Raw genomic sequence first — 12,126 nt, 5'->3', positions numbered from 1 at the left:
TTGCCCTCTTTGTTTTCACTTGGCATGGGGCAGAAAAAGGATCTGACCGCTTCTATGCATGGCCGGATTCTCTCTCCCATCTAAAAAGAAAGGTTTTATGTCGATTTTTCAATTTGTACTTACATAGATGCAAGCTTTTGTCCGTCTTTCTCCATGCATTCCAGTATCTCGTGTAGCCTTCATTTCTACATAAGATTCCCAGTATGGTTCAAGTAAATTTCCTTCTGCAGAAGTTATTTTTTTAATTCTTTTCGGCATTCACTAGGGGATCTTTTTCTTTAAAGATATCGAAAATGCTTTATATAACAGTTCAAACTTTGTTCGATATTTTATAACGTATTTTCCAAATTTTATGTTATTATGAACTTGTGATGATGATAGAACACTTGAATTTGGTACAATCATTCGCCATAACAGTGAGGATAAGAGTTGTGAGATGAACTCATTAAAATTCTAAAACACTAAAGGGGAGATCACATATGAAAGCAGTAGTGGTTAATAAAAACAGCAAAGCAAACATCGAAGTTATTGAAAAAGAATTACGTCCGTTACGTTCAGGCGAAGCATTAGTAGATGTAGAGTATTGTGGAGTTTGTCACACTGACTTACACGTTGCGAATCATGATTTTGGTAACACAGATGGCCGCATCCTTGGTCACGAGGGTGTAGGTATTGTTACTAAAATTGCTGATGATGTCACTTCACTTAAGATTGGTGACCGTGTAAGTATCGCATGGATGTTCCAATCTTGTGGACGTTGTGAGTATTGTGTAACTGGTAGAGAAACATTCTGTCGTGAAGTTAAGAATGCTGGTTATACAGTAGATGGCGGCATGGCTGAACAATGTATCGTTACTGCTGATTATGCGGTAAAAGTACCAGAAGAATTAGATCCTGCTCAAGCATCATCAATCACATGTGCAGGGGTAACTACATACAAAGCTATTAAAGTATCAGACATTAAACCTGGTCAACCTATCGTAATCTACGGTTGTGGTGGATTAGGTAACCTAGCTATTCAATATGCTAAGAATGTATTTGGTGCAAAGGTAATTGCAGTAGATATCAATGACGACAAATTAGCATTAGCTAAAGAGGTTGGTGCTGATATGACTATCAATCCAATTACTCAAGGTCCTGCTGATAAGATTATTCAAGAGGCGTTTGGCGGCGCTTATGCTGCTGTAGTAACAGCGGTTTCTAAAGTAGCCTTCAACTCAGCAGTTGATGCAGTACGTGCTTGCGGTAAAGTAGTTGCGGTAGGTTTACCAGTAGAAACTATGGACTTAAACATTCCACGACTTGTACTAGACGGAATTGAAGTAGTTGGTTCTCTAGTTGGTACTCGTAAGGACCTAGAAGAGGCATTTATGTTCGGTGCAGAAGGCAAAGTAGTGCCGGTTGTTCAAACTTGCCCACTAGATGAAGTACAAGATGTATTCGAAGAAATGGAACAAGGCAAGATTCAAGGTCGAATGGTAATCGATTTTAAACAGCACAAGTGTAATTGTGGGTGTAAATAATTTATCCATCGATAGTACGATTCTCTTAGTAAATAATAAAAAGGTTGCAAAGAGCAACTTGAATATACAAAGGTTTAGGTAGCTTCTTGAGCATGGGGTGGGCCCCACATTTAGGCTATTCTTAAAGTTAAAAGCACGTTACTATTCTCTTATGTTAATGAGAAAGGGTAACGTGCTTTTTATGAATATGCATCAAAAACAAGAGTTGTATCGGTATAGGTCTCCGGCTGCACTTAATCAATTAGCTATAGAAGCAGGCGGGATGAAGATGGATATGTAATGAAAGTAATCTCAACAAAGAAACAACTTCTTTTAAGGTGTTTCTTTGTTGAGACTTACTCATTCCTATACACACGCCAGCCTTTTATATTTTTTGTCCCAAACTACCCTCACTTAGCCCCAGGTACATTCTTTTTTATGCTTTATTCCGCATTATTGATGATAAATAAAAAAAGCCCAGGAACCTTGAATTAACAAGGCTCCTAAGGCTTTTAATACTACTCTTTGCAGAGTACCGAGATTAACGAGAGTAGAACTCTACGATTAACGCTTCGTTGATTTCAGCTGCTAACTCAGAACGCTCAGCGTGACGAGTGTAAGTAGCTTCTAATTTATCAGCATCGAAAGTTAAGTATTCTGGTACGAAGTTGTTAACTTCGATCGCTTCTTTAACAACAACAAGGTTGTTAGATTTTTCGCGAACGCTGATAGTTTGACCAGGTTTTACGCGGTAAGATGGGATGTCTACGCGAGCGCCATCTACCATGATGTGGCCGTGGTTTACTAATTGGCGAGCTGCGCGACGAGTGCGAGCTAAGCCCATGCGGTAAACTAGGTTGTCAAGACGAGCTTCAAGAAGGATCATGAAGTTTTCGCCGTGTTTACCTGGCATTTTACCTGCTTGGTCAAATGTGCGACGGAATTGACGCTCAGTCATGCCGTACATGTGACGAAGTTTTTGTTTCTCTTGTAATTGTAAACCGTATTCTGAAAGTTTCTTACGTTGGTTCGGACCGTGAGGACCTGGTGCGTAAGGGCGTTTTTCTAATTCTTTACCTGTGCCGCTTAGAGAGATTCCAAGACGACGAGACAGTTTCCAAGCTGGACCTGTATAACGAGCCATAGTTGACTCCTCCTTTAAGTGTTTTTATTTTCGTAAAATAAAAACAGACGTAATCGACATTTATGCGCATTTTGTTTTCATGTACCTTCGCTCCAGCAGCAGGGAGTTACGAGATACACCTCAAAATGGAGGAACAAAATACAAACGATAAACTCACATTACAAGGCTGCCTTTTTATTTTACACAAACGCTATTATATCTTTTTGCTGGAATTTCGTCAAGTAAGTTCTTTTTTGATTCATGCATATCAATTTTTGGAAATTACAAGAAGGAATTTGAAACACCATAAAAGAAAGATAGGAACATATAGAAAGCGTTTATATAAAGTGAAAACATAAGGGGGATGTTTTTTATGAAAAACAAACATATGGAGACAGTACTGATTCATCATGGATATGAGTCTAAGGTACATAAAGGAAGCTTAACGCCGCCATTATTCCAAACTTCTACTTATACATTTGAAACAGCTGAGCAAGGGGAGGCGAGTTTTGCTGGGCAAGATCCGTCTTATATCTATTCAAGACTTGGAAATCCAACTGTGGAATTATTTGAAGAACGAATGGCAGCTTTAGAAGGAGGAGAATCGGCACTGGCATTCGGTTCAGGAATGGCGTCTATTTCAGCGACATTGCTTGCATGTTTGCGTGCTGGAGATCATATTATTTGTTCAAATGGATTATATGGATGCACGTATGGCTTTTTAGAAGTGTTAGAAGAAAAATTTATGATTACGCATTCATTATGTGATATGGAAACAGAGGAAGAGATTCAAGAGAAAATCCTTCCAAATACAAAGTTGATTTTTATTGAAACACCGATTAATCCAACAATGAAGCTTATCGATTTAGAGAAAGTTATCAAAGTGGCAAAACAAAATGAATTGCTTGTCATTGTCGATAATACATTTTGCTCACCTTATTTACAAACTCCTCTTGCACTCGGTTGTGATGCGGTTCTTCATAGTGCTACAAAGTATATTGGTGGTCACGGGGATGTTGTTGCAGGTGTTACAGTGTGCAGAACGAAAGAGCTAGCTGAGAAAATTCGCCCGATCCGAAAAGATATTGGGGGAATTATGGCACCTTTTGATGCATGGCTATTGCTAAGGGGATTAAAGACATTAGCCGTAAGAATGGATCGGCATTGTGATAATGCGGAAAAAGTCGTGGCCTTTTTGAAAAATCATGAAAGTGTGGAAGCCGTTTGGTATCCAGAAGGAGAAATCGCATCTCGGCAAATGAAGCGCGGTGGAGGGGTAATTTCGTTCTCCATTAAAGGGGGAAAAGAGGAAGCACAGGCGTTTATGAATGAATTGCAGTTTATTACAATCGCGGTAAGCCTTGGTGATACGGAAACATTGGTACAGCATCCTGCAACGATGACACATGCTGTTATTCCAGCAGAGGTTCGTCATGAAATGGGCATTTTTGATAATTTAATCCGTTTATCCGTTGGTTTAGAATCATGGGAGGATATTGTTTCTGATTTAACGCAGGCATTACAAAAAAGAACAGCTGCATTTTCTCATATGAATAACAAATAAAAAGAATGAGCTATCGATTTAGTAGTTACACTTGATCGATAACTCATTCTTTTGTATTACATATGTTTGAGGAGCGTTTCCACAAATTTCTCCAAATAGCGCTGATCTACTTCATCGAAACGATTTTTTTCGGGGCTATCAATATCGAGTACGCCGATAACATTGCCCTCTTTTATAATCGGTACAACAATTTCAGAATTAGAGGCACTATCACAAGCGATATGTCCTGGAAATTGATGAACATCTGCAACGAGCTGCGTTGTTTTTGTTTCAGCTGCTACGCCGCAAACGCCGCGCCCAAAAGGAATGCGAACGCACGCAGGCATTCCTTGGAACGGTCCGAGGACAAGTTGATTTTCTTCCGTTACATAAAAACCAACCCAGTTAATGCGCTCTAGAAATTGGTTTAGTAGTGCAGAGGCATTTGCTAAATTCGCGACTACATTTGATTCACCTGTTAACAATGCATCAAGTTGTTTGATTACTGTTTCGTATTGCTCTTCACGTGATCCTGCATAACTTTCTTTTGTAAACATGGAAACGCCACCCTTTCTATCGAGAAATGTAAAATCATAGCAAAATACGCTGTATTTCACGTGACTTTGTCGATAGAAAATTAAAGGAATTTGTCTTAAAAGTCAAGAAATTTACACTATAGCTGTTCAGAGTGAGAGGAAGTGAGCGCATGAAGCAGACGAAACAAAGAATAATTGATGCGGCAATTTCATTGTTTTATACGAAAGGGTATGATGGGACGTCAGTGCGTGATATTGCAAAGCGGGCGGATGTGAATGTGGCTAATATTTCATATTATTTTGCTGGAAAGCAAGGTTTATTAGAACAGCTTATTACAGATTTTCTAGAAGGATATATTCATGTAATTGAAATGTCGTTTGAACAAGGAGAGTATTTGTCGGCAAAAGAAGTAATGAGGCAAATTATAAGAGGGATTTTACGATATCAATTTGAAAACCGAGAACTGACACGTTTCTTTTATCGGGAGCTTTCGTTAGATACAACGTTAATTCGAGAAGTGATGACTGTTTATTTTTCTAAAGAAAGATATTATATAGAGCAAATTATTAGGCAAGGACAAATGCAGCAGGAGTTTCAAAAGGTGTCTTTTACAATGTTTATGACGCAGTTAAAAGGCATGATTCATATGCCGTATTTATATCCGCAGTATATATCTGAAGTGCTGCATTCTTTTCCGTCTGAGACATTCTTTTTGGAAATGTACACGAAAGAAATTGAGCAATGGATGGAACAAACGTTATGTGTAACACAAATGTATTATCCTTTACCAAGAGCAGTTCATATGTAAAAACACCCCACCTAATTAGCTGAGGTGGGGTGTTTTACGCATGGATTTCCTCTAATGATGTGAAAATACGGCGGAGCATGAAAATGAAGAATTAGAAATATTACAAGTGCAAAAAAAGAAACATGAAATTTTAAAAAAACTAGGTCAAAAACAAGCCATTACATGGTATGATTAGTACATTGTTAGTTGTTAAATATAGGGGTTTCCCTTTTTATACATAACGCCTTCCATTTCATAAACGGAGCGGACAAAAAAAGAGATATAATTAGGAGGCTTTTTTGCATGGATTCTATCCTGACGATCGTTATCATTGTGGTAAGCTCTATTCTAGTACTGCTTATGATAGAGCTCGTGATAAGAAATCGTTCATATAAAGATATTGAAGCACTTGAGCAGTGGAAACAAGAAATAAAAGACAAGCCTGTTGCAGATGAATTGAAACGGGTGAAGGATTTAAATATGACGGGCCAAACAGAAGAATTGTTTGGAAAATGGCGTGAAGAATGGGATGAGATTGTAGCAACGGTTCTCCCAAAAGCCGAGAAAGATTTAGAGAGCGCGCGGAAATCAGCCTCGCAATTTTCCTTCCGAAAAGCAAAGCATGCGATGAATGAATCCATTAGTGGCTTAGATGAAGCTGATAATCGTATTACAGAGATTTTAAACGAATTACAGCAATTGTTAGAAAGTCATGAGAAAAATAGTTCAGAAATCGACGGGTTACGTGATACATATCGTAGTATGAAGAAGAGTGTACTTGCCCACCGTCATATGTATGGTGAAGCAGAACAGAAAATTGAAGAGTTGCTAGATATAGAATCCGATAAATTTCAAAAGTTTGAAGAAGCGACAGCTAATGGCGATTATTTAAAAGCAAGAGAAATTGTTATTAGTTTAGAAGACGGATTATCGAATTTAGAAATCGTCATTCATGAAATTCCTGACTTATTAGTAGAGTGTCAGGCTACGTTACCGGTACAGTTGGAAGATTTATTACAAGGTCATGACGACATGAATAAACAAGGCTATGTATTAAATCATTTGGAAATCCCTAAAGAAGTACGAGATATGACGAAACAACTACAAACATGTTTGATCGATTTACAAGAGCTTCATATAACGGAAGCGACAGATAAAATTGAAGGTTTAAAAACACGTTTAGACACGTTGTACGATCAATTAGAAAAAGAAGTACACGCAAGATATTATGTAGAACAAAAAACAGTTACTGTGTACGATGATTTAGAGGAGATTCGTGAACAGGCAATTGAGACAAAAGCGGAAACACAATTTGTGAAACAAAGTTATCAATTGCAAGACAAAGACATTGAATCGCAAAAGTTAATTGAAAAACAAATGCACATTTTAATGAAACGTTTTGAAGTGCTGCAATTGCGTGTTGCGGAGCAAGATATTGCATTCTCTGTTATTCGTGAAGAACTTGAAGAGATTTACGAGCAATGTGAAACGTTAAAAGTACTTCATGCAGAATACAAAGAGATGTTGCAAACGATGCGTAAGGAAGAATTTGAAGCACGTGAGAAACTACAAGAAATGCGCAACATGATTTTAGAAGCAAAACGCTTTATGCAAAAGTCTAACTTGCCAGGTCTTCCAGATAGCATTATGGAAGATTTACAAAAAGGACAAGAGGCAATGCAAGGTGTGTATGAGCAATTAGAATTAAAACCACTCAATATGCATGTGGTAAATAGTATGTTAGAAGAAGCATATACAATTGTGAATGGTGTATCTGAAATGACGCAGGAATTAATTGGACAAGCGTATTTAGTAGAAAAATTAATTCAATACGGCAATCGCTACCGCAGTCATGATGCTGATCTTGCACAAAGTTTAGATTATGCAGAGCGATTATTCCGCGAATACGAATACGATGCAGCTTTAGAACAAGCAGCTTCTGTTTTGGAACAACTTGAGCCTGGTGTTGTTCAAAAAATCGCTGAATTTGTGGACAACGAACAAACTCCTTAATGAAAAAAGGAGTTTGTTTTTTTATGTCGGAATGTGTAAATTCACCGATGATGTTGCTATAATGAATAGCGGAATATCGCAAAGGTTTTCGTTTCAAAATACAAAAGTATACTTCTGCATGTGAAAACGGAATCTTTGAGTATGTTTAGCGTAATTGCACGTATTTGTGATATGATTATATGATGTGATGGCGCTGAAAGGGGAAGAACGATGATCTATTTTGATAATAGTGCGACGACGAAACCGTATCCAGAAGTCCTTCAATCTTACGTAACGGTTGCAGGAAAATATTTTGGGAACCCTTCTTCTATTCATTCGCTTGGAGGAGAAGCAGAGCGTTTATTAACACAATCAAGAACGATTGCAGCGCAGCTCCTTCATGTTAAGCCTTCCGAGATTATTTTCACGTCGGGTGGAACAGAAGGAAATAACCTTGCGATTAAAGGAATAGCGATGAAGAATCGCTCTCGTGGTAAACATATCATTACAACAAATATTGAACACGCATCTGTGTTTGAAGCATATAAACAATTAGAAGGGCTCGGCTTTGATGTAACATATTTACCTGTAAATGAACATGGTGTTGTATTAGTTCAAGATGTAAAACGAGCGCTTCGTGAGGATACCATTCTTGTTTCAATTATCCATGTGAATAATGAAACAGGAGCGATTCAACCTGTTGACGAAATTGGTAAGTTGCTAGCGAACTATCCAAAAATACGATTCCATGTAGATCATGTGCAAGGAATTGGAAAAGTACCATTTGATCTATATGCTTCTCATATTGATCTTTGTTCGATATCTGGACATAAATTTCATAGTGTAAAGGGAACTGGGCTTCTATATGTACGCGATGGCGTAAGATTAGATCCGATTTTATCGGGCGGTCAGCAGGAGCTTCGTTATCGTTCGGGTACAGAAAATCTACCAGGTATTGTAGCGATGGTAAAAGCGCTGCGTATGACAATGGAACATATGAGAGAAAAGATTGACCATTTACAGAAGTTACAAGCAGAACTCGTACGTTTCTTTGAGGGAATGGAAGATGTAACGATTAATACATCGCTTCAATATGCGGCGCCACATATTTTAAATGTGTCATTCGTTGGTTTAAAACCAGAAGTAGTAGTTCATGCTCTAGAAGAACGTGATGTATATGTATCAACAAAATCAGCTTGTTCCTCAAAGGCGAATGAAGTGAGTCGTGTGTTAGTATCAATGGGAGTGCCGCACACTGCAGCAGCAAGTGCAATTCGCATTAGTTTAGCACCAGAGAACACGATGGAAGAAGTCACACAATTCGAAGGAATTATAAAAGAAACATTGCCAAAACTATATGAAGTGATGAGGTAAAGAAAATATGATGACATATGAATATATTTTAGTTCGTTATGGTGAAATGACGACAAAAGGAAAGAACCGTTCTAAGTTTGTTAATACGTTAAAAGATAACGTTAAATTTAAATTAAAGAAATTCCCAAATATCAAAATTGATGCGACACACGACCGTATGTACATTCAGTTAAATGGCGAAGATCATGAGGCGATTGCAGAAAGATTGAAAGATGTATTCGGTATTCATAAATTTAACTTAGCGATGAAAGTACCGACAGAATTAGAAGATATTAAAAAGGGTGCGCTAGCTGCTTTATTACAAGTAAAAGGCGATGTAAAAACATTTAAAATTACAGTACACCGTTCTTATAAGCACTTCCCAATGCGAACGATGGAATTACTTCCGGAGATTGGCGGATATATTTTAGATAATACAGAAGACATCACAGTAGATGTGCATAATCCAGATGTAAATGTTCGTGTAGAAATTCGCAGTGGTTATAGCTATATTATGTGTGATGAGCGTATGGGAGCTGGCGGATTACCAGTTGGTGTTGGCGGAAAAGTAATGGTACTTCTTTCTGGTGGAATCGATAGCCCAGTAGCTGCTTTCTTAACAATGAAGCGCGGTGTATCAGTGGAGGCAGTTCACTTCCATAGTCCGCCATTCACAAGTGAGCGTGCGAAGCAAAAAGTAATTGATTTAGCACAAGAGTTAACAAAGTATTGTAAACGTGTAACGCTTCACCTCGTTCCGTTTACTGAAGTGCAAAAAACTATTAATAAGGAAATTCCATCTAGTTATTCTATGACAGTTATGCGCCGTATGATGATGCGTATTACAGAACGTATTGCAGAGGAGCGTAATGCACTTGCGATAACAACGGGTGAAAGTCTTGGACAAGTAGCAAGCCAAACGCTAGACAGTATGCATACGATTAATGAAGTAACAAACTATCCAGTGATTCGTCCCCTTGTTACGATGGATAAGCTAGAAATTATTAAAATTGCAAATGAAATTGGAACATATGATATTTCGATTCGTCCGTATGAAGACTGCTGTACAGTATTCACACCAGCAAGTCCATCGACAAAACCAAAGCGTGAAAAAGCAAATCGCTTTGAATCAAAATATGATTTTACACCACTTATTGAGTCCGCTGTTGCCAATACAGAAAAAATGGTATTACAAACAGTAGAAGTGGCTGAAGAAGAACAATTTGAAGATCTTTTCTAAAAGTGCTTGAATATCCTTTAAAACCATAAATTACCATCAATAGATATGTATGAAGCTATATGGTTTATCACACTCTATACTCACAAGGAGGTGATACCATATGGCAAGAAGCACAAACAAATTAGCAGTGTCTGGTGCTCAAGCAGCATTAGACCAAATGAAATACGAAATCGCTCAAGAGTTCGGTGTTCAACTTGGAGCAGATGCAACATCTCGCGCTAACGGATCTGTTGGTGGCGAAATCACTAAACGTCTAGTTTCTTTAGCAGAACAACAATTAGGCGGTTTCCAAAAATAATCCCATATAACATGGCTTAGAAGGAGCGGGTTTTCCCGCTCCTTTTTTTATTTAACGCATCGATAAAAAATTTGTCAAAAAAGAGGGTTCAAAATTTACTGAAAATTCTTTATTATAGAAGGGAGGCATAGATATAAAGGAGGATGTTTATGAATAGAGAAGAATTGTTAGCACCACCGTCTTATAATTTAGTTGCGGAGATAGAGAAATATACAAATGAGAAGCAGAGACTTGCTTTAATTTGGCAGGATGACGAAGGAAATAGACGAGAGGTTACATACCTTGAACTAATAAAAGGTGCGAATAAAATTGGAAACGCTTTTATAAAGAGTGGGCTGCAAAGAGGGGACAAGCTTCTCATTATGATGCCGCGCTTAATTGAAGCGTATATGACGTATATTGCGGCAATTAAAGCAGGATTTGTAGTCATTCCAAGTTCAGAAATGCTTCGTAAAAAAGATATTGAATATCGTTTGCAGCATGGAGAAGTAAAGGCAATTGTCAGTTATGAACCGTATATCGAACAATTTGAAGGGGTAGAGATGAAGGACTCCCTTCAAAAATTCGTATTGAGCGAGCAGTCAGTAGATGGGTGGATCAATTTAAAGGACGCATTAGAAACAGAAAGTGATGAATTAGAAATCGCCAAGACAGACCGGGAAGATATGGTATTTTTATCCTATACATCAGGGACAACAGGAAATCCAAAGGGTGCTGTTCATACGCATGCTTGGGCATATGCACATTTGCGTACAAGCGCTCCAAATTGGCTTGGAATAGAGGAGAATGATGTAGTATGGGCAACGGCTAGTCCAGGGTGGCAAAAATGGATTTGGAGCCCGTTTTTAGCGACGCTCGGCTCAGGGGCAACAGGGTTTGTATATCACGGTAAATTCGATCCGAAAACATATTTGCAATTATTAGATGATAACAAAGTGAATGTGCTTTGCTGTACGCCAACGGAATATCGTTTAATGGCAAAGGTAGAGGACTTACAACAGTATAATTTAGAAGCGTTACATAGCGCTGTATCAGCAGGGGAACCGCTAAACCGAGAGGTGATTGAAACGTTTCAAAAGCATTTTAATGTTACAGTCAGAGATGGATACGGCCAAACAGAAAATACATTGCTCGTTGGTGTTATGAAAGGAATGGAGATTAGGCCAGGATCAATGGGAAAACCAACGCCAGGTAATCAAGTAGATATCGTAAATGAAGAGGGGAAACCTGTACCTGTAGGAGAAGTTGGAGATATTGCTGTCCATATTGATACACCAGCGCTCTTTAAGCAATATTATAAAGATGAAGAACGGACAGCGATGCAATTCCGCGGTGATTATTATATTACAGGTGATAAAGCGAAAAAAGACGAGGACGGTTATTTTTGGTTTGAGGGCCGCGGAGATGATATTATTATTAGCTCTGGTTATACAATTGGGCCGTTTGAAGTGGAAGATGCACTTGTGAAACATCCATATGTAAGAGAGTGCGCCGTAGTTGCAAGTCCAGATGAAATTCGCGGAAGTGTTGTGAAGGCATTTATCGTATTAAGAGACAATGTCCAAGAAAAATCAGACGTATTGATTCCTTTACTCCAAGAACATGTCAAAAGACTAACTGCACCATATAAATATCCTCGCAAAATTGAATTTGTAGACGAATTACCAAAAACGATTTCCGGAAAAATCAGACGCGTTGAACTTAGAAAACAAGAGATGGAACTTCCTTCAAAATAATTGAGAAAATAAAGA

At 38.2% G+C, this 12,126-nt stretch carries 10 protein-coding genes; 8 read left to right on the top strand and 2 right to left on the bottom strand.

Features of this window, described 5'->3' with window-relative positions; all coding sequences use genetic code 11:
- Positions 1-479: 479 nt before the first annotated feature.
- Positions 480-1,523, top strand: a complete 1,044-nt coding sequence (gene adhP / locus ACIQ7L_RS08715) for an alcohol dehydrogenase AdhP (RefSeq protein ID WP_400568262.1) — start codon at positions 480-482, stop codon at positions 1,521-1,523.
- A 520-nt stretch (positions 1,524-2,043) separates the two neighbouring features.
- Here adhP and rpsD read toward each other — a convergent pair.
- Positions 2,044-2,646, bottom strand: coding sequence for a 30S ribosomal protein S4 (gene rpsD, locus ACIQ7L_RS08710; RefSeq protein WP_001970982.1), 603 nt, complete (start codon positions 2,644-2,646; stop codon positions 2,044-2,046).
- A gap of 352 nt (positions 2,647-2,998) precedes the next feature.
- Here rpsD and megL point away from each other — a divergent pair, with 352 nt between their 5' ends.
- Positions 2,999-4,189 (top strand): methionine gamma-lyase, encoded by a 1,191-nt coding sequence (megL, locus tag ACIQ7L_RS08705; RefSeq protein WP_400568260.1) that lies wholly within the window; start codon positions 2,999-3,001, stop codon positions 4,187-4,189.
- Between the two features lie 56 nt (positions 4,190-4,245).
- Here megL and ACIQ7L_RS08700 read toward each other — a convergent pair whose 3' ends face one another.
- Positions 4,246-4,725, bottom strand: coding sequence for a GAF domain-containing protein (locus tag ACIQ7L_RS08700; protein WP_400568258.1), 480 nt, complete (start codon positions 4,723-4,725; stop codon positions 4,246-4,248).
- A 149-nt stretch (positions 4,726-4,874) separates the two neighbouring features.
- Between ACIQ7L_RS08700 and refZ the strand changes: the two genes are divergently transcribed.
- From refZ to mbcS, 6 genes are all read left to right on the top strand, one after another.
- On the top strand, positions 4,875-5,513 hold the full coding sequence (gene refZ / locus ACIQ7L_RS08695; RefSeq protein WP_400568256.1) for a forespore capture DNA-binding protein RefZ: 639 nt from the start codon (positions 4,875-4,877) through the stop codon (positions 5,511-5,513).
- A gap of 282 nt (positions 5,514-5,795) precedes the next feature.
- Positions 5,796-7,505, top strand: coding sequence for a septation ring formation regulator EzrA (gene ezrA, locus ACIQ7L_RS08690; RefSeq protein WP_400568254.1), 1,710 nt, complete (start codon positions 5,796-5,798; stop codon positions 7,503-7,505).
- A 210-nt stretch (positions 7,506-7,715) separates the two neighbouring features.
- On the top strand, positions 7,716-8,858 hold the full coding sequence (locus ACIQ7L_RS08685) for a cysteine desulfurase family protein (RefSeq protein ID WP_400568252.1): 1,143 nt from the start codon (positions 7,716-7,718) through the stop codon (positions 8,856-8,858).
- A 7-nt stretch (positions 8,859-8,865) separates the two neighbouring features.
- On the top strand, positions 8,866-10,077 hold the full coding sequence (thiI, locus tag ACIQ7L_RS08680; RefSeq protein WP_400568251.1) for a tRNA uracil 4-sulfurtransferase ThiI: 1,212 nt from the start codon (positions 8,866-8,868) through the stop codon (positions 10,075-10,077).
- 100 nt (positions 10,078-10,177) lie between these two features.
- Positions 10,178-10,375 carry an alpha/beta-type small acid-soluble spore protein gene (locus ACIQ7L_RS08675; RefSeq protein ID WP_097899570.1) on the top strand — a complete coding sequence of 66 codons (198 nt, stop codon included), beginning with the start codon at positions 10,178-10,180 and terminating at the stop codon, positions 10,373-10,375.
- A 149-nt stretch (positions 10,376-10,524) separates the two neighbouring features.
- Positions 10,525-12,111: an acyl-CoA synthetase MbcS gene (gene mbcS / locus ACIQ7L_RS08670; RefSeq protein WP_400568249.1), complete on the top strand. Its 1,587-nt coding sequence runs from the start codon at positions 10,525-10,527 to the stop codon at positions 12,109-12,111.
- The last annotated feature ends 15 nt before the right edge of the window (positions 12,112-12,126 follow it).

This window comes from Bacillus sp. NPDC094106 (assembly GCF_044764345.1).
Classification (GTDB): domain Bacteria; phylum Bacillota; class Bacilli; order Bacillales; family Bacillaceae_G; genus Bacillus_A.
The sequence above is the reverse complement of the archived record's forward strand: the minus strand, read 5'-3'. Positions and strand labels throughout refer to the sequence as shown.

What these genes read in the sequence shown, in the direction of transcription:
- adhP (WP_400568262.1), top strand. Translation starts at nt 480, where the DNA reads ATGAAAGCAGTAGTGGTTAATAAAAACAGCAAAGCAAACATCGAAGTT.
- rpsD (WP_001970982.1), bottom strand. Translation starts at nt 2,646, where the DNA reads ATGGCTCGTTATACAGGTCCAGCTTGGAAACTGTCTCGTCGTCTTGGA.
- megL (WP_400568260.1), top strand. Translation starts at nt 2,999, where the DNA reads ATGAAAAACAAACATATGGAGACAGTACTGATTCATCATGGATATGAG.
- ACIQ7L_RS08700 (WP_400568258.1), bottom strand. Translation starts at nt 4,725, where the DNA reads ATGTTTACAAAAGAAAGTTATGCAGGATCACGTGAAGAGCAATACGAA.
- refZ (WP_400568256.1), top strand. Translation starts at nt 4,875, where the DNA reads ATGAAGCAGACGAAACAAAGAATAATTGATGCGGCAATTTCATTGTTT.
- ezrA (WP_400568254.1), top strand. Translation starts at nt 5,796, where the DNA reads ATGGATTCTATCCTGACGATCGTTATCATTGTGGTAAGCTCTATTCTA.
- ACIQ7L_RS08685 (WP_400568252.1), top strand. Translation starts at nt 7,716, where the DNA reads ATGATCTATTTTGATAATAGTGCGACGACGAAACCGTATCCAGAAGTC.
- thiI (WP_400568251.1), top strand. Translation starts at nt 8,866, where the DNA reads ATGATGACATATGAATATATTTTAGTTCGTTATGGTGAAATGACGACA.
- ACIQ7L_RS08675 (WP_097899570.1), top strand. Translation starts at nt 10,178, where the DNA reads ATGGCAAGAAGCACAAACAAATTAGCAGTGTCTGGTGCTCAAGCAGCA.
- mbcS (WP_400568249.1), top strand. Translation starts at nt 10,525, where the DNA reads ATGAATAGAGAAGAATTGTTAGCACCACCGTCTTATAATTTAGTTGCG.